General features: G+C 59.7%; 14 protein-coding genes. 8 read left to right on the plus strand and 6 right to left on the minus strand.

What is annotated here, in order from left to right:
* Positions 1 to 121: 121 nt before the first annotated feature.
* From prs to lolB, 3 genes are all read right to left on the minus strand, one after another.
* The gene (prs, locus tag ACSBQS_RS06060) at positions 122 to 1,069 is read right to left on the minus strand and encodes a ribose-phosphate diphosphokinase (protein WP_004941061.1); all 948 of its coding nucleotides are present in this window, start codon (positions 1,067 to 1,069) and stop codon (positions 122 to 124) included.
* Positions 1,070 to 1,243: 174 nt separating this feature from the next.
* Entirely contained in the window at positions 1,244 to 2,110 is an 867-nt protein-coding gene (gene ispE / locus ACSBQS_RS06065; RefSeq protein ID WP_342164925.1) for a 4-(cytidine 5'-diphospho)-2-C-methyl-D-erythritol kinase, read from the minus strand.
* Entirely contained in the window at positions 2,107 to 2,730 is a 624-nt protein-coding gene (gene lolB, locus ACSBQS_RS06070) for a lipoprotein insertase outer membrane protein LolB (protein WP_025302493.1), read from the minus strand. The genes ispE and lolB overlap by 4 nt, the downstream gene beginning before the upstream one ends.
* Before the next feature lie 486 nt (positions 2,731 to 3,216).
* On the opposite strand from lolB, the gene ACSBQS_RS06075 reads away from it, so the two are divergent.
* The 7 genes from ACSBQS_RS06075 to kdsA all read left to right on the plus strand — a co-directional run bounded on the left by ACSBQS_RS06075 (position 3,217) and on the right by kdsA (position 10,091).
* Entirely contained in the window at positions 3,217 to 4,389 is a 1,173-nt protein-coding gene (locus ACSBQS_RS06075) for an acyltransferase family protein (RefSeq protein WP_047026264.1), read from the plus strand.
* A gap of 327 nt (positions 4,390 to 4,716) precedes the next feature.
* Positions 4,717 to 5,979, plus strand: a complete 1,263-nt coding sequence (gene hemA, locus ACSBQS_RS06080) for a glutamyl-tRNA reductase (protein WP_019454778.1) — start codon at positions 4,717 to 4,719, stop codon at positions 5,977 to 5,979.
* 31 nt (positions 5,980 to 6,010) lie between these two features.
* Positions 6,011 to 7,096: a peptide chain release factor 1 gene (prfA, locus tag ACSBQS_RS06085; protein WP_042784257.1), complete on the plus strand. Its 1,086-nt coding sequence runs from the start codon at positions 6,011 to 6,013 to the stop codon at positions 7,094 to 7,096.
* Entirely contained in the window at positions 7,096 to 7,929 is an 834-nt protein-coding gene (gene prmC / locus ACSBQS_RS06090) for a peptide chain release factor N(5)-glutamine methyltransferase (protein ID WP_147839161.1), read from the plus strand. Before prfA ends, prmC begins: the two co-directional genes overlap by 1 nt.
* A gap of 44 nt (positions 7,930 to 7,973) precedes the next feature.
* Positions 7,974 to 8,372, plus strand: coding sequence for a SirB2 family protein (locus tag ACSBQS_RS06095; RefSeq protein ID WP_033642758.1), 399 nt, complete (start codon positions 7,974 to 7,976; stop codon positions 8,370 to 8,372).
* Positions 8,369 to 9,178, plus strand: coding sequence for an invasion regulator SirB1 (gene sirB1, locus ACSBQS_RS06100; RefSeq protein WP_033642759.1), 810 nt, complete (start codon positions 8,369 to 8,371; stop codon positions 9,176 to 9,178). The genes ACSBQS_RS06095 and sirB1 overlap by 4 nt, the downstream gene beginning before the upstream one ends.
* A 58-nt stretch (positions 9,179 to 9,236) precedes the next feature.
* A complete protein-coding gene (gene kdsA, locus ACSBQS_RS06105) occupies positions 9,237 to 10,091 on the plus strand; it encodes a 3-deoxy-8-phosphooctulonate synthase (protein WP_004941087.1) in 855 nt (284 codons plus the stop codon).
* Positions 10,092 to 10,137: 46 nt separating this feature from the next.
* Here kdsA and dauA read toward each other — a convergent pair whose 3' ends face one another.
* Together dauA and ACSBQS_RS06115 are read right to left on the minus strand one after the other, a co-directional pair.
* Entirely contained in the window at positions 10,138 to 11,826 is a 1,689-nt protein-coding gene (dauA, locus tag ACSBQS_RS06110) for a C4-dicarboxylic acid transporter DauA (protein ID WP_342164922.1), read from the minus strand.
* 232 nt (positions 11,827 to 12,058) lie between these two features.
* The gene (locus tag ACSBQS_RS06115; protein ID WP_042784262.1) at positions 12,059 to 12,544 is read right to left on the minus strand and encodes a heme-degrading domain-containing protein; all 486 of its coding nucleotides are present in this window, start codon (positions 12,542 to 12,544) and stop codon (positions 12,059 to 12,061) included.
* Positions 12,545 to 12,744: 200 nt separating this feature from the next.
* Between ACSBQS_RS06115 and ACSBQS_RS06120 the strand changes: the two genes are divergently transcribed.
* Positions 12,745 to 13,845, plus strand: coding sequence for a GGDEF domain-containing protein (locus ACSBQS_RS06120; protein WP_108680535.1), 1,101 nt, complete (start codon positions 12,745 to 12,747; stop codon positions 13,843 to 13,845).
* Positions 13,846 to 13,879: 34 nt separating this feature from the next.
* Here ACSBQS_RS06120 and mfd read toward each other — a convergent pair whose 3' ends face one another.
* Positions 13,880 to 17,353 carry a transcription-repair coupling factor gene (mfd, locus tag ACSBQS_RS06125; RefSeq protein WP_094143686.1) on the minus strand — a complete coding sequence of 1,158 codons (3,474 nt, stop codon included), beginning with the start codon at positions 17,351 to 17,353 and terminating at the stop codon, positions 13,880 to 13,882.
* Between the last annotated feature and the right edge of the window lies 1 nt (position 17,354).

The raw sequence follows: 17,354 nt of genomic DNA on the forward strand, positions 1-17,354 counted from the left end.
GTCATGTCGGACTACAAGTAGAAAACCCGTTGTTGCTCGCGCACCAACGGGTTTTTCTTTTTCTGCTGTCGGGCTCGCTATCTTTCCGGCGCAGTGGGCGCCGCACCGGAAAGACGACGAATCAATGCTCGAACATCGCAGAGATCGACTCTTCGTTGCTGATGCGGCGGATGGCTTCAGCCAGCATGCCGGACAGGGTCAGAGTGCGAACGTTTTTCAGTGCCTTGATTTCCGGCGACAGCGGAATGGTGTCGCAGACGATCACTTCATCAATCACCGAGTTCTTGATGTTGTCCACGGCGTTGCCGGAGAAGATCGGGTGCGTCGCGTAGGCGAATACGCGCTTGGCACCGCGTTCTTTCAACGCTTCAGCCGCTTTACACAAGGTGCCGCCGGTGTCGATCATGTCGTCGACCAGCACGCAATCGCGGCCTGCCACGTCACCGATGATGTGCATCACCTGAGAAACGTTCGCGCGCGGGCGACGTTTGTCGATGATGGCCATATCGGTGTCGTTCAGCAGTTTGGCGATAGCGCGGGCACGCACCACGCCGCCGATATCCGGAGAAACCACGATCGGGTTTTCCAGATTTTGCTGCAGCATGTCTTCCAGCAGGATCGGGCTGCCGAACACGTTGTCTACCGGTACGTCGAAGAAGCCTTGAATCTGCTCAGCATGCAGATCCACCGTCAGAACGCGGTCAACCCCTACGCTGGAGAGGAAATCGGCGACAACCTTGGCGGTGATTGGCACACGCGCGGAACGCACGCGGCGATCCTGGCGGGCATAGCCGAAGTAAGGGATAACGGCGGTAATACGACCTGCGGAGGCGCGACGCAGGGCGTCGACCATCACAACCAGTTCCATCAGGTTGTCGTTGGTCGGGGCACAGGTGGACTGGATGATGAAAATATCACCGCCGCGTACATTTTCGTTGATTTGCACGCTCACTTCGCCGTCGCTAAAACGACCTACAGCGGCGTCACCAAGGCTGGTGTACAAACGGTTGGCAATACGTTGTGCTAGTTCCGGGGTGGCGTTACCAGCAAAAAGCTTCATATCAGGCACGAGAAGAACCTCAGGCTTGCGTCCAGAGAAGATATTGTCATGCGACATCGCCAAGGGGCAGTCGGCGACGCCGGCGCAATATACATACGGGTATGTAAAACTAAAATTGAGACCGCAGGCAGCGCAGGGATAACAGGGCCAGGTGTGCATGACCCTGCGCAGCGAAACGTTGAGCTACGACTCAAACCGCCCGGAACGGATGCGATGTAGTGGGGAGACGTTAACGCCGCGCGCTACAAAACCACACAACCACTCCGGGGCTTGATTTAACACCTGACGGGCGGCGATTTCTGTGTCGAATTCAGCAAACACACAAGCACCTGTGCCAGTCAGGCGTGACGGGGCGTATTCTAACAGCCATGAAAGAAGCTGTTCAACCTCGCGAAAACGTTTTCTTGCGATCGGTTCGCAATCATTTGCGTACGGCGCCTGCAACAGCTCACTTAAGGAGCGAACCGGGGTATCTCTTTTCAATTCGGCGTCGCCGAAGATAACCGGCGTCGGGATGCCGACGCCGGGATGCGCCACCAGATACCATTTTTCCTGCGGATCGGCCGGCTGCAGGCGCTCGCCGATGCCTTCGGCGAAGGCGGCGTGGCCGCGCACGAACACCGGCACGTCGGCGCCGAGGCTGAGCCCCAGCTCTGCCAGTTGGTCGTCGCCAAGACCGCAGCGCCACAATTCGTTCAGCGCCACCAGCACGGTGGCGGCGTTGGAGGAGCCGCCGCCCAAACCGCCGCCCATCGGCAGGCGTTTGTCGATGCTGATATCGGCGCCGCGCGGCGCGGTTTGCAGGCCGCGTTCATCGCAATAGCGTTGCAGCAGGCGGGCGGCGCGCACGATCAGGTTCTGCTCGTCCGGCACGCCCTCAACCGGCGTCAGCAGGTGAATGCGGTCGTCCTGGCGTGGGTCGATGGTCAGGGTGTCGCCGTAGTCCAAAAACTGGAACAGCGTCTGCAGCAGGTGATAGCCGTCTTCACGACGGCCGGTGATGTACAGAAACAGGTTGAGTTTCGCGGGGGAGGGCCACTGGCGGATCATTTGAGTGTCCAGTTATCCATCTTCAGCTTGATGCGCTGGTCGCCCTGCTGCAGCTCCAGACGGTTCGGCAGCGTCGGCTGCACCTCGTTGCTGTAGCCCTGGTAATCCACTTTCCAGGTCTGGCCGCCTTGCTGGTAGGTCAGTTTGCTCAGACGATATTGGTCATCCAGCGCAAAATCGCTGGCTTCGCCCGGCAGGCCGAGCATCCACTGGCGCAGGTTGTTCAGCGGGATCGCCATGCCGGTCAGCTTGCGGATCATCTCTTCCGGGTTGTCGCTGACATAGCGTTTGCCCTGGTTGTCGGTCAGCTGCACCACGTTTTTCTGCACGTTGAGATCCATTTCCGTGCTGCCCAGCGGGTTGGTCAGCAGCAGGCGGTAGCGCTCCGGCGAGAACTGCTGCCAGAAGAAGCGGGCGTAGACTTTTTTCTGATCAGACAAGTAGGCGAAGGAGCCGCGGGTCTGATAGGTGCTGAGCTGTTGCACCGCCTGCTCATGGGCGCGCCACTGCGGTGAGGTTGGGCTGGTGGCCGGGCCGGTCGGCTTGGTGGTGGTACAGGCGGCCAGCACCAGGCTGGCCAGCGGGATCAGACGGAGCAAACTAACTTTGCGTATTGGCATAACTTTCTCTTGTCCTTTTGTCCTTGCGGGCATGCGCGACGAAACCCGGATTCAGCGCTCACGCTAACGGGGCGGCGGCGACGCGTCAATGATAGCGTGTTATGAATATTGGCACAGCAATTGTCGTTCTCGCTAATTTTCGCCTTAAACATTCAGTATGCTGGACCATTTTTTGGTCGATTTAACCTACCGATGTACCATCGTGCAAACATGTGGGGGCCGTTCATCTCCTGAACTTAAAACCTGAGTTAATTCTGAAATGATAGGAATACTATTAGGAAATACCTCAGGCGCTCGAGTGCTGACTTGCGATTTTTTAAAATAAAAAATCAATGTTAGTTGATTGTTTTATTTTTGTTTTTTGTTTTTGCAAAATGTCAAGGTGACATTTTAATTAAATTTCATGCCAATTGTTCTTCATTTGATTGGATTGTCTTTTATGTAATTAGTACTAATATTCCTATATTTATTTATTGGGAATTGACTGTGGAAAATTCGGTTTCAAAAAAAGAGTCAAAGCTTAGGTGCCTTGACTCTATTCGGGGCGTTGCAAGTTTGGCGGTTGTGCTTTCCCATTTGTCCTTGATTTATTTTGTGCATCTGCATAATTTTTCTGGGGGAACGATTTCTGAGCGCTTTCCTGTTCAACAGTTTCTTCATCAATCCTTTTTCGGTTTTCTATACTCTGGAACATCCGCCGTTTTTGTTTTCTTTGTTATGAGCGGGATTGTTTTATCCCGGGGGATTGAGAAAAAAAGCGACGAATATTATTTTCTGACATCATTTACACGATATTTCAGGTTGGCCATTCCAGCTACCTTTTCTTGCTTGTTGATGCTTCTGGTCTTATTCTTTATTTCTGGTGGCGCGCGAGAGTTTCCTGGTGTTTCGGCATGGCTCGATCCTTTCCTTATCAGCGACCCCTCTTTGATTGGCGCATTTACCTATGGTGCCCTGGGATCTTTCGTAGGTGGTTCCGTTTGGGATGGATATATATATAACCCCGTACTTTGGACGATGAAAATTGAGTTAATCGGCTCATTGTTTATCTATATGGCCTGCATCGTTTATAAAAGAAGCAAGTGGCAATCATTGTCTCTGTTCCTGCTGGCGTCATTGGCTATCGTACCTTTTAGTATCCCCATTGCGTTAGGGATGATCTGTTTCTTCTTTGGATTTGTTTACTCGGCCTTTAATATTACCTATAAGAATAATTACGTTGGCCTTGTGCTCCTTATCATTGGATTGTATTTTGCCGGCGTTCACAATGATAGCGCAAGCTATACATGGGTAACCAAACTCCTCGGCTATCGTTCGTATATGTTCCTCAATTTCCTCTCCGGCATATTTATTGTCTACGGCGTGTTAACCAGCCATTCCCTCAGTCGGATGTTGGAAAATAAAGGGTTGGTTTATTTGGGCAAGCTCTCGTTCCCAGTTTATATCATCCACATTCCCGTGATCATTTTGACGATCTACTTGACCCAAGGTTTTGCGACGGCGTCCGTCGCCAGTATGCTGAGCGTTTCGGCTATCGCGATCGCCGCCACTTTGCTGCTCGCGAGGTTTGTCGTACCGGTCGATGATTTTTCCATCAGCTTCTCGAAGCGCGTGTATAACAAAATCACCGGGCTACGGATGATCAGGAGAACGGAGTAATTCATTGTGCACGTCGAGCCGCTGTGTCGGGGGCTCGACTTCCGTGCCCGGTCGACCGTATTTTTAATCCCGCACGGCGGAGTTTTTAGTTCATAATTTTGCTATGGCATGCCGTTCTGTCTGCGATTCGCGTGGCGTCACCAGCGAGCAGCGAAGGTAAAGCGTTCACTATTTTGACAACATTATGAATTTATTGATTTTCATCGATTGATGTCATCTATGACAGCGATTGAACGGAAGATGCGGTTGTTACTTTTATTGATCCCGCGCATCAAGTAGAATGCCGTTCAACGAGAACCCGTACCAAGATAAGTATTACTCGAAGCAATGACCCTGCTGGCGTTAGGTATAAATCACAAAACCGCTCCGGTTTCTCTGCGTGAAAGGGTGACCTTCTCGCCAGAGTCCATCGATGAGGCGCTAACCAGCTTGCTCCAACAACCGTTGGTGCAGGGCGGCGTCGTGTTGTCCACCTGCAACCGCACCGAGCTGTACCTCAGCGTAGAGCAACAGGAACACATGCACGAGCAGCTGGTCGCCTGGCTGTGCGCGTACCACAACCTGCGCCCGGAAGAGGTGAAGAAAAGCCTGTACTGGCATCAGGGCAACGACGCGGTCAGCCATCTGATGCGGGTGGCCAGCGGGTTGGACTCTCTGGTGCTGGGCGAACCGCAGATCCTCGGCCAGGTGAAAAAGGCCTTCGCCGAGTCGCAACGCGGCCAGTCGCTGTCCGGCGAGCTGGAGCGGCTGTTCCAGAAATCCTTCTCCGTTGCCAAGCGCGTGCGCACCGAAACCGAAATCGGCGCCAGCGCGGTCTCCGTGGCTTTCGCCGCCTGTACCCTGGCGCGGCAGATCTTCGAATCGCTGGCCGATCTCAACGTATTGCTGGTGGGCGCCGGTGAAACCATCGAGCTGGTGGCGCGCCACCTGCGCGAACACAAAGTGCGGCACATGATCATCGCCAACCGCACCCGCGAGCGCGCGCAGCTGCTGGCGGACGAGGTCGGCGCTGAGGTGATCACCCTGCCGGAGATCGACGAACGCCTGGCGGACGCCGACATCATCATCAGTTCCACCGCCAGCCCGCTGCCGATCATCGGCAAGGGGATGGTGGAGCGCGCGCTGAAGGCGCGCCGCAACCAGCCGATGCTGCTGGTGGATATCGCCGTACCGCGCGATATCGAGCCGGAGGTCGGCAAACTGGCCAACGCCTATCTGTACAGCGTGGACGATCTGCACGCCATCATTCAAAGCAACCTGGCGCAGCGCAAAGCGGCGGCGGTGCAGGCGGAGTCGATCGTGCAGCAGGAAAGCACCAACTTCATGGCCTGGCTGCGTTCGCAGGGCGCGGTGGAAACCATCCGCGACTACCGTTCGCAGGCCGACCAGATCCGCGCAGAAATGGAGGCCAAAGCGCTGGCCGCCATCGCGCAGGGCGCCAACGTGGAGCAGGTTATTCACGAGCTGGCCCATAAACTGACCAACCGTCTTATTCATGCCCCCACCAAATCCCTCCAGCAGGCCGCCGGCGACGGCGACGTGGAGCGGTTGCAGTTATTACGCGACAGCCTCGGGCTGGATCAGCATTAGTTTTCTCTATTAACAGGGTTTATTACCACGCATGAAGCCTTCTATTGTTGCCAAACTGGAAGCGTTACAAGAGCGCCATGAAGAAGTGCAGGCGCTGCTCGGCGATGCCGGCGTCATCGCCGACCAAGACCGGTTCCGCGCGCTGTCGCGAGAATACGCGCAGCTGACCGACGTCAGCCGCTGCTTCCTGGAATGGCGTCAGGTGCAGGAGGATCTGGAGACGGCGGAAACGATGCTGGACGATCCGGAGATGCGCGAGATGGCGCAGGAAGAGCTGAAACAGGCGCGGGCGAGCAGCGAAGAGCTGGAACAGCAGCTGCAGGTGTTGCTGCTGCCGAAAGATCCGGATGATGAGCGCAGCTGCTTCCTCGAAGTGCGCGCCGGCACCGGCGGCGATGAGGCGGCGATCTTCGCCGGCGATCTGTTCCGCATGTACAGCCGTTACGCCGAAGGCCGCCGCTGGCGCGTCGAGGTGATGAGCGCCAACGAAGGCGAGCACGGCGGCTTCAAAGAAGTGATCGCCAAAGTTTCCGGCGACGGCGTGTACGGCCAGCTGAAGTTTGAATCCGGCGGCCATCGCGTGCAGCGCGTGCCGGAAACCGAATCCCAGGGGCGCATCCACACCTCCGCCTGCACCGTGGCGGTGATGCCGGAAGTGCCGGAAGCCGAGCTGCCGGACATCAACCCGGGCGATCTGAAAATCGACACCTTCCGCTCTTCCGGCGCCGGCGGCCAGCACGTTAACACCACCGACTCGGCGATCCGCATTACCCACCTGCCGACCGGCATCGTGGTGGAGTGTCAGGACGAACGTTCACAGCACAAAAACAAAGCCAAGGCGATGTCGGTGCTGGGCGCGCGCATTCGCGCCGCCGAGATGGCCAAGCGCCAGCAGGCCGAGGCGTCCACTCGCCGCAACCTGCTGGGCAGCGGCGATCGTTCCGATCGCAACCGCACCTACAACTTCCCGCAGGGGCGGGTGACCGACCACCGCATCAACCTGACGCTTTACCGCCTGGACGAAGTGATGGAAGGCAAACTGGACATGCTGATCCAGCCGATCGTGCAGGAGTATCAGGCCGATCAGCTGGCTGCGCTGTCCGCCGAGCAAGAGTGATGGATTATCAACACTGGCTGAAAGCCGCCGCCGCGCGTTTGACCCACAGCGACAGCGCCCGGCGCGACGCGGAAATCCTGTTGGGTTTCGTGACCGGCAAGGCCAGAACCTTCCTGATGGCGTTCGGGGAAACCCTGCTGACGCCGCCGCAACAACAGCAGTTGGAGACGCTGCTGGCGCGCCGCGAACGCGGTGAGCCGGTGGCCTATCTGGTGGGCGAGCGCGAGTTTTGGTCGCTGCCGCTGTCGGTCTCGCCCGCGACGCTGATCCCGCGCCCGGATACCGAATGCCTGGTGGAACTGGCGCTGGCGCGCCTGCCGCCGCACCCCTGCCACTTCCTCGATCTCGGCACCGGCACCGGCGCCATCGCGCTGGCGCTGGCCAGCGAGCGCCCGGATTGTTCGGCAATCGGCGTCGATGTGCAGCCGGACGCGGTCGCGCTGGCGCAGCACAATGCGCACAAGCTGAAGATCGACAACGTTCGATTTTTACAGGGCAGCTGGTTTGCGCCCGTGGCCGGGCAACGCTTTGCGCTGATCGCCAGCAATCCGCCCTATATCGACGCCGCCGATCCGCATTTGTCGCAGGGCGACGTGCGCTTCGAGCCGGGCAGCGCGCTGGTGGCCGCCGAGCACGGGCTGGCCGATCTGGCCGCCATCGTGCGCCAGGCGCCGCACTATCTGCAGCCACAGGGCTGGCTGCTGTTGGAACATGGTTGGCAGCAGGGTGAGAGCGTGCGCGCGCTGCTGCAGGCCGCCGGATTTTCCGCTGTCGCCACCCACCGTGATTACGGCGACAACGATCGTGTGACGCTCGGCCAATGGCCGGGATAAGCGCCCCTCATAATAACGACGTCCGGGCCATCTAAGGGAGCATCATGACTGCATACACCGCGTTGAAACATTTCCATTTGCTGACGGTCGCCATCAGTATTACCTTGTTTGTGCTGCGTTTTTACTGGCAGTGGCGCCGCTCGCCGATCGTGGGGCGCCGCTGGGTCAAGATAGCGCCGCACCTGAACGATACGCTGCTGTTCGTCAGCGGCATCGCGCTGGTGGTGACGTTCGGGTTTTATCCGCTGCTGGGTATGGACTCATGGCTGACCGAGAAGCTGTTTGGCGTTATTATCTATATCCTGCTTGGCTACGTCGCATTGGGCAAGAAGACCAAAAGTCAGCGGCTGCGAACCGTGGCGTTCGTGCTGGCGTTGGGCTGTCTGTATCTGATAATTAAACTTGCCACGACGAAAATACCGTTTCTGATGGGATACCTATGAGTAGCATTGCTGATTTTGAATTTAACACCTCGCCGCTGAGCGAAGGGGTGATCCTGGTGTCGCAGTCGGTAAGGCGTGATTTCCCTGCCGCCGACGTGGAGCGCAAGCTGCAACAGCTGGTGGACGAAGCGCGCGCGGCGGTGCCGGCCGACATCACACAGGAGCAGCAACTGGATGCGCTCATCGAACTGTTCTACAAAACCTGGGGATTCGGCGGCGCCAGCGGCGTCTATCGCCTGTCGGACGCCATCTGGTTGGATAAGGTGCTGGAGGGGCGGCAGGGCACGCCGGTTTCGCTCGGCACCATCTTCCTGCATATCGCCAACGCGCTGGATTTGCCGCTGCTGCCGGTGATTTTCCCCACTCAGCTGATCCTGCGCGCCGATTGGCTGGATGAAGAGCTGTGGCTGATCAACCCGCTGAACGGCGAAACCCTGAGCGAACACCAGCTGGAAGTGTGGATCAAGGGCAACCTGGGACTGGGCGCCGAGCTGGAAGACGACGATCTCGACGAATCCGAGAACATCATGGTGGTGCGCAAGATGCTGGATACGCTGAAGGCCGCCCTGATGGAAGAAAAGCAGCTGGAAATGGCGCTGCGCACCAGCGAAACGGTGCTGTGCTTCGATCCGGAAGATCCGTACGAGATCCGCGATCGCGGGCTGATTTACGCCCAGCTGGAGTGCAACCATATCGCGATTTCCGATCTCAACTATTTTGTCGAGCAGTGTCCTGAAGACCCGGTCAGCGAAGTGATCAAAGTGCAGATCCATTCGATTGAGCCGAAACAGGTGACGCTGCATTAATTCAATGACTCCGTGCAGTTTGCAAGGCGACGGTTACAACCTTAACAAAGGCGAAAGCATGAAACAGAAAGTGGTTAGCATTGGCGACATCGACGTAGCAAACGACCTGCCGTTTGTGCTGTTTGGCGGTATGAACGTGCTGGAATCGCGCGATCTGGCGATGAGCATCTGCGAGCACTACGTCACCGTGACGCAAAAACTGGGCATTCCTTACGTTTTCAAAGCCTCTTTCGACAAAGCCAACCGTTCTTCCATCCACTCGTACCGCGGTCCGGGCCTGGAAGAAGGGATGAAGATCTTCGAAGAGCTGAAGAAAACCTTCGGCGTGAAAATCATCACCGACGTTCACGAAGCGGCGCAGGCGCAGCCGGTTTCCGAAGTGGTTGACGTGATCCAACTGCCGGCCTTCCTGGCGCGTCAGACCGATCTGGTGGAAGCGATGGCGAAAACCGGCGCGGTAATCAACGTCAAGAAGCCACAGTTCGTCAGCCCGGGGCAGATGGGCAACATCGTCGACAAATTCAAAGAAGGCGGCAACGACCAGGTGATCCTGTGCGATCGCGGCAGCAACTTTGGTTATGACAACCTGGTGGTCGACATGCTGGGCATTAACGTGATGAAGAACGTGACCGGCGGCCATCCGGTAATCTTCGACGTGACCCACGCGCTGCAGACCCGCGATCCGTTCGGCGCCGCGTCCGGCGGCCGTCGCGCTCAGGTGGCCGAGCTGGCGCGCGCCGGCATGGCGGTTGGCCTGGCAGGGCTGTTCCTCGAAGCGCACCCGGATCCGAACAACGCCAAGTGCGACGGCCCGTCCGCGCTGCCGCTGGACAAGCTGGAGCCGTTCCTGGCGCAGATGAAAGCCATCGACGACCTGGTGAAGAGCTTCCCGGAGCTGGATACCAGCAACTAAGCGCTCATCGCCAAAAAAAAGCCCGACGAGTCGGGCTTTTTTACGTTTAGGCGCCGGTGTCCGCCAGCGCTTCCGGCAGCGTCGGGTAGAACTGCAGCCGGCCCTCGATCGGCTGCACCCGCGCGCGCACCAGGGTTTTCAGCGGCTGGAACGGCACGTCGGTGATCACCAGCTTTTTATCCGCCGGCAGCACGTCGATAAAGCGACGCAGGGCGCTCAGGCCGCCGGCGTCGAGCACCGGCACCGCATCCCATTGCAGCACGATCGTCCGATAGCCCTCGCTGCGCGCCAACAGTTCGGTAAAGATGCGCTCGGCGGCTGCGAAGAACAGCGGGCCGTTCACTCGCAGCACCAGGCGGCCATCGTCGGCGCTCAGTTCGCTCAGCCGCGTCATGCGGGCGATACGGCGCATAAACAGCAGCGACGCCAGCACGATGCCCACGGTAATGGCGATCACCATGTCGAACAGCACCGTCAGCGACATGCACAGCAGCAGCACCAAAATATCGTCCTTCGGCGCCCGGCGCAGCAGGTAAACCACCTTGTGGGCCTCACTCATGTTCCAGGCGACCATCAACAGCAGCGCCGCCATCGCCGCCAGTGGCAGATAAGAGAGCCACGGCGCCAGGACCAGCAGCGCCAGCAGCACCAGCAGCGCGTGGATGATGGCGGATACCGGCGAGGTGGCGCCGGCGCGCACGTTGGCGGCCGAACGGGCAATCGCGGCGGTCGCGGTGATGCCGCCGAAGAACGGCGCGATGATGTTGCCCGCGCCCTGGCCGATCAGTTCGCTGTTCGAGTTATGCTTCTTGCCGGTCATGCCGTCGAGCACCACCGCGCACAGCAGCGATTCGATCGCCCCGAGCATCGCCATCGAAAACGCCGCCGGCAGCAGGGCGGAGACGGTTTGCCAACTGAGGCTGAACGGTTGCCCGCCGCCGCCCGGCAGATCCCAGGGCAGCAGCAGCTGCGGCAAGATAGGCGGGATGCCCTGGCCGCTGCTGCCGTCGGCCAGCAGGTAGCTGAAACGAGAGCCGATGGTCGCCACCGAGTGGTCAAACAGCGTCAGCAGCCCCATCAGCGCAGTGCCCGCCAGCAGCGCCGGCAGGTGGCCGGGCACGCGCAGGCCGAGTTTGGGCCAGAAGATCAGGATCAAGAGCGTCACCGCGCCGATCAGGGTATCGCCGAGATCCAACGTCGGCAGCGCCTGCAGCAGGGCGTACAGCTTGCCGACGTAGTTTTCCGGCGTGTGCGCCAGCTGCAAACCGAAAAAGTCCTTAATCTGCATGGTGGCGATGGTGATGGCGATACCGGAGGTAAAACCGAGCGTCACCGGCAGCGGAATGTACTCGATCAGCCGGCCAAAGCGCGCCAGCCCCATCAGCAGCAGAAATACCCCGGAGATCAGCGTGGCGACCAGCAGGCCGGCCAGGCCGAACTGCTGCGAGACCGGATAGAGGATCACCACGAAGGCGGCGGTGGGGCCGGAGACGCTGTAGCGCGAACCGCCGCTGACGGCGATGACGATGCCGGCGATGGCGGCGGTATACAGGCCATACTGCGGCGGCACGCCGCTGGCGATCGCCAGCGCCATCGCCAGCGGAATGGCGATAATGCCGACCGTCACCCCGGCGATGGCGTCTTTCAGCAACCGCGCCAGGCTATAAGGTTCCCGCCAGCAGGCGTCTATCAGCGCGCTGTAGGGGCGAATTTTGTTTATTTCATGGGTTTTCATCTACGGTGCGTACCAAATCTTCAAAAGTGAAAGGAATGGCGGGCCCGATGAGGTCCGTCTTGTCACGTGACAGATACCATACGCCTTTTGCTCAGCGGATTACCAGACCTGTATCAATTTGGCGCAGGAAATCAGAGAGTCGTCGTTTTATCCGGCGCTAAATGCCGCTGATGAGTAAGTCAGCCGCAGAATCTGCGGCTGAAAAGGAAGTGAACAATCAAGATTTTGACGGTTAACGCGGGGTGGGCAGGGATAAGCCGAGAAAATGGGCTAAAGTGCTCACCAGCAGCTGATGATCTTCTTTCTGCGGCGCGCCGGAAATGCTGATGCTGCCGACGCAGCCGAGGCCGGTCAGGGTGAGCGGGAAGGCGCCGCCGTGCACCGAATAGTCGCGTACGCTCAGCCCGTAACGCTCCTCCAGCGACGTTTGGCGCTGCTGCAGGCGCAGGCCGATAGCGTAAGAGCTTTTGTGAAAATGGTTCACCAGGTTGCGCTTGCGCCGCACCCAGTCGGCGATATCCGGCGTGGTGCCCGGCATGGCGTAATAAAACAGCGTTTGCCCGGCCAGCTGGATCTCGATGGCGATGCTCAGGCCGCGCCGCTCGGCGGCGGTTTTCAGCGCCGCACCCAGTTCCCAGGCGGTCGCGGCGTCAAAATGCGCAAACGCCAGCGTCGCTTCCTGTTCGCTGAGTGCGTGCAGTTCATCGTCGATATTCATGCGGTTCTCCCCAGATAACCCAAAGCACAGAGTAGCCTGAAGCGTTCGCCATGAGATAGACGGCTTAGCGATAAGATAGAACTGCTACTCTATTAATAGACCGTGTAAAATGGCCGCCGCCGAAGCGGAGACGACAGGGATGCGTTATTCAACGTCTGCATATTACCCCCTGGCGACACCGAGGAGCGCGCTGATTATTTATGACTTACATTGCGTCCATTTCTACCCTTTACAGCGACGCCTGCATCACTTACGCCACGCTGTCGATAAGCTATTTCCTGCTCAGCAAGAATGCCCCTTTTTCTTATCAATCCGCACGGTGGAAGCGCATCGTCTTCGGCCTGCTGGCCGGCGTGGCGGTGCTGTACTTAAGCCAGGACCGCCTGGAGCTGACCGATAAGGTTCACTACAGCTTTGCGATGATCCCGATGATTTTGGTGACGTTCTTCGGCGGCGGCGTCAGCGGGCTGGTAAGCTTTCTGTTCGCTATGGCACTGACCGGCGGCTTCACCGTCGATAACCTGTTCATCGCCTCGATCGTCGCGCCGCTGCTGCTGTCGCGGGTGTGGCTGAAGAAATCCCATCGGGTGTTTTACCTGACGATCGGCGTCATCGCGCTGTATCGCATCGTTGTGGTGTGGCTGTTGGTGGACCTGAGCGGGCTGTGGCCGGATGTGTTGCTGTACCAAGCGGCTTCGGCGCTCTGTCTGGCGATTTGCTATCATGCGCTGAATTTCAAAGAGCGTCACATGTACGCCTATTTCGCGATGCGCGCGCGCGCCACGACCGACAGCGTGACCCACATCAACAACCGCGCCAGCGTCGATTATCACCTGATGCTGCAGCGCGCCGAACGTCGCCCGTGCGGGCTGATGATCCTCGATTTGGATAACTTCAAAAACATCAACGACACTTACGGTCACCCGGCCGGCGACGTGCTGCTGGCGAGCGTGGGGCGGCTGTTGCAAAACAGCGTGCGCAATGAGGACTTTGTCGGGCGCTACGGCGGCGAAGAGTTTATGGTGATCACCGCTAGCTACGATCCGCAGGTGATCGGCGGGGTGGCCGAGCGCATTCGCAGCGCGGTGGAAAGCTCGACGTTCTTGCTGAATGCGCACGACGAAGCGCACATCACAATGTCCATCGGTGTGTCGCTGTATCTGCCTGGCATGATGCTGGACAAGGCGATCGCCATGACCGACGAAGCGTTGTATGAGGCGAAGCGCAGCGGCAAAAACCGGGTGGTGACCAGCCGCGTGATGCAGCTGGCGCCGCTGGGGGCCGGTTTTCCGCGCGAATAAGCCGCCTCCCGCCGTGCAGGCGGGAAGCGTTGGTTCAGGCCGCCAGCGTGTGTTCGCGGAACGCGTTCAGCAGCTCTTCGGTGAACGTCAGGCGTTTCTGGCGATCGGCCAGATCGAGCGTGAACTTCAGCTTGCTCGGGCCATCCAGGCGGTAAACCTGCGGATTGCCCTGCAACAGGCCGATCAGATAACCCGGGTCGACGCGGTTATTGTCGCCGAACTCGATAAAGCCGCCGCGCTCGTTGCTCTCGATGCGTTTGATCCCCAGCTTCTGCGCATGCAGCCGCAGCGCTGCGCACTGCAACAGGTTACGCGCCGCGTCCGGCAGCTGGCCGAAGCGGTCGATCAGCTCGACCTTCAGCTCATCCAACTCACCGTCGTTCTTCGCGCTGGCGATGCGCTTATACAGCGACAGGCGGGTATTGACGTCGGGAATGAAATCTTCCGGCAGCAGCGCCGGCATGCGCAGCTCCACCTCGGTCTGGCTGTTGGTGAGATCTTCCAGCGACGGTTCGCGGCCGTTTTTCAACGCGTCGACGGCGCTTTCCAGCAGCTCCATGTAGAGCGAGAAGCCGACGGTGGTCATCTGGCCGCTCTGGTCTTCGCCCAGCAGCTCACCGGCGCCGCGGATCTCCAGATCGTGGGTCGCCAGCGCAAAACCGGCGCCGAGGTCTTCCAGCGAGGCGATGGCCTCGAGCCGTTTATGGGCGTCGGTGCCCATGGCTTTCGGGTTTGGCGTCAGCAGATAGGCGTAAGCCTGGTGGTGCGAACGCCCGACGCGGCCGCGCAATTGATGCAGCTGCGCCAGGCCGAAGCGATCGGCCCGCTCGATGATGATGGTGTTGGCGCTGGGAATATCGATGCCGGTTTCAATGATGGTGGTGCACACCAGCACGTTGAAGCGCTGGTGGTGGAAATCGTTCATCACCCGTTCCAGATCGCGTTCGCGCATCTGGCCGTGGCCGATGGCGATGCGCGCTTCCGGCACCAGTTCAGCCAGACGCTGCGCCGCTTTCTCGATGTTTTCCACGTCGTTGTAAAGGTAGTAAACCTGGCCGCCACGCAGCACTTCGCGCAGGATCGCCTCGCGCACCACCAGGCTGTCGTATTCGCGCACGAAGGTCTTCACCGCCAGCCGGCGCGCCGGTGGGGTGGCGATGATCGACAGATCGCGCATGCCGCTCATCGCCATGTTCAGCGTACGCGGGATTGGCGTGGCGGTCAGCGTCAGGATATCGACGTCGGCGCGCATCGCCTTGATGCGCTCCTTGTGGCGCACGCCAAAGCGGTGCTCTTCATCGACGATCAGCAGCCCCAAATCCTTCCAGCGCAGATCGCTCTGCAGCAGTTTGTGGGTGCCGATGATGATGTCCACTTTGCCTTCGGCCGCGTCGTCCAGCACCTGTTGCTGCTCTTTGGCGCTGCGGAAGCGCGACATCATCTCGATGCGGATCGGCCAGGTGGCGAAGCGATCGCGGAAGTTGTCGAAGTGTTGCTGCGCCAGCAGCGTCGTCGGCACCAGCACCGCCACCTGCTTGCCGTTTTCCACCGCCAGGAAGGCGGCGCGCATCGCCACTTCGGTTTTGCCGAAGCCGACGTCGCCGCAGACCAGGCGGTCCATCGCCAGCGGCTGGCACATGTCGCTCAGCACCGCGTTGATCGCCTGTTCCTGATCCGGCGTGGTTTCGAACGGGAAGCTCTGGCAGAACAGCTGGTACTGCTCGCGGTTGTGTTTGAAGGCGAAACCGGCCTTGGCGGCGCGCTGGGCGTAGATATCCAGCAGCTCGGCCGCTACGTCGCGCACCCGCTCGGCCGCTTTCTGCCGCGCGCGCGTCCAGGCGTCGCCGCCCAGTTTGTGCAGCGGAGCGTTTTCGTCCGCGCCGCCGGCGTAGCGGCTGATCAGGTGCAGCGATGACACCGGCACGTACAGCTTGTCCTCACCGGCGTAGGAGAGGATCAGGTATTCGGCCTTGATGCCGCCGGCCTCCAGCGTGGTCAGGCCGACATAGCGGCCAACGCCGTGCTCCAGGTGCACCACCGGCTGGCCGGGATGCAGCTCCGCCAGGTTGCGGATCAGGGTATCGGTATTGATGGTGCGCCGGTTGTCCTGCCGGCGACGGCTGACGCGCTCGCCGAGCAGATCGCTTTCGCAGATCAGCGCCCGCCGGCGCAGGCCGTCGAGGAAGCCGTGTTCGGCGGCGCCGACCATCATGTAACGGCCCGCGGTTTCCGCCTGATCGAGTCGTTGGATCAAGGCAGGCGCCAGCTTGATGCGGCCGAGCAGATCCTGCAGCGTTTCACGCCGCCCCTCGCTCTCGACGGAGAAGATCACGCTGCCGTCAAAACTTTCAATAAAGCGGCGCAGATTATCCAGCGGGGATTTATGCTGCGCCTGCACCGCCAGATCGGGCAGGGCATGGTAGTCCAGATTGGTATTGCCCGCTTTGGCCGGCAGCTCATCGGTTTTCAGCGCGATGCGCGGCCAGGCTTTCAGCTCGCCGAACAGTGCGTCAACGCGCAGCCACAGCGTATCCGGCGCCAGCAGCGGGCGCATCGGATCGACGCGGCGGCTTTCGAAACGCTGGTTGACGTCCTGCCAAAAGCGCTCGGCGGCGCCCTCCAGATCGCCGGTGTTGACGATCAGCGTATTGGCCGGCAGGTAGCTGAACAGCGACGGCAGCGGCTGGCTGAAGAACAGCGGCTGCCAGTATTCGATGCCGGCGGGCCAGGCGCTTTTGCTGACCTGCTGATAGATGTGCTCGGCGTCGCGACGCACCTCAAACTGCTCGCGCCACTGGCTGCGGAACAGCTCGATGGCGTTTTTGTCGGTAGGGAACTCGTGGGCCGGCAACAGATTGATGGCCTCGACTTCGCTCAGCGTGCGCTGGGTGTCGACGTCGAAGATGCGCAGGCTGTCGATTTCGTCATCGAAGAAGTCGATGCGGTAAGGCTCATCGCTGCCCATTGGATACAGGTCGAGCAACGCGCCGCGGGTGGCGAATTCGCCGTGCTCCATCACCTGATCGACGCTGCGGTAACCGGCCTGTTCCAGCTGCGCGCGCAGCTTGTCGCGCGACAGGCGCTGGCCTTTTTTCATCACCAGCGCATGGCCGTGCAGGAACTCGTGCGGGCAGACGCGTTGCATCAGGGTATTGACCGGCAGAATGATCACGCCACGCGCCATGGTCGGCAGGTGATACAGGCTCGACAAACGATCGGAGATGATTTCCTGATGCGGCGAGAAGCTGTCGTACGGCAGGGTTTCCCAGTCGGACAGCGTGGTCACCATCTGGTCGGTGAACTGCTGGATCTCGTCGCGCAGCCGCAGAGCGTTTTGCATATCCGGCGCGATCAGCATCACCGGGCCAGGGTGGCGTTCGACGATCTCGGCGCACTCCACGGCACAGGCCGCGCCGGTCAGTTGCCCCAGTTGGCGCAGATCGCCCGCGCGATCGGGCAGAGAATAACGGGGGGATGAAGAACGGTTACGGCTATCGGAAGTGCTCATT

The organism is Serratia sp. H402Y (genome assembly GCF_051172415.1).
GTDB lineage: Bacteria > Pseudomonadota > Gammaproteobacteria > Enterobacterales > Enterobacteriaceae > Serratia > Serratia ureilytica.

Excerpts from the sequence above, each read along its gene's own strand:
- ispE (WP_342164925.1), bottom strand. The coding sequence starts at position 2,110 with ATGATCCGCCAGTGGCCCTCCCCCGCGAAACTCAACCTGTTTCTGTAC.
- lolB (WP_025302493.1), bottom strand. The coding sequence starts at position 2,730 with ATGCCAATACGCAAAGTTAGTTTGCTCCGTCTGATCCCGCTGGCCAGC.
- hemA (WP_019454778.1), top strand. The coding sequence starts at position 4,717 with ATGACCCTGCTGGCGTTAGGTATAAATCACAAAACCGCTCCGGTTTCT.
- prfA (WP_042784257.1), top strand. The coding sequence starts at position 6,011 with ATGAAGCCTTCTATTGTTGCCAAACTGGAAGCGTTACAAGAGCGCCAT.
- prmC (WP_147839161.1), top strand. The coding sequence starts at position 7,096 with ATGGATTATCAACACTGGCTGAAAGCCGCCGCCGCGCGTTTGACCCAC.
- ACSBQS_RS06095 (WP_033642758.1), top strand. The coding sequence starts at position 7,974 with ATGACTGCATACACCGCGTTGAAACATTTCCATTTGCTGACGGTCGCC.
- sirB1 (WP_033642759.1), top strand. The coding sequence starts at position 8,369 with ATGAGTAGCATTGCTGATTTTGAATTTAACACCTCGCCGCTGAGCGAA.
- kdsA (WP_004941087.1), top strand. The coding sequence starts at position 9,237 with ATGAAACAGAAAGTGGTTAGCATTGGCGACATCGACGTAGCAAACGAC.
- dauA (WP_342164922.1), bottom strand. The coding sequence starts at position 11,826 with ATGAAAACCCATGAAATAAACAAAATTCGCCCCTACAGCGCGCTGATA.
- ACSBQS_RS06115 (WP_042784262.1), bottom strand. The coding sequence starts at position 12,544 with ATGAATATCGACGATGAACTGCACGCACTCAGCGAACAGGAAGCGACG.
- ACSBQS_RS06120 (WP_108680535.1), top strand. The coding sequence starts at position 12,745 with ATGACTTACATTGCGTCCATTTCTACCCTTTACAGCGACGCCTGCATC.
- mfd (WP_094143686.1), bottom strand. The coding sequence starts at position 17,353 with ATGAGCACTTCCGATAGCCGTAACCGTTCTTCATCCCCCCGTTATTCT.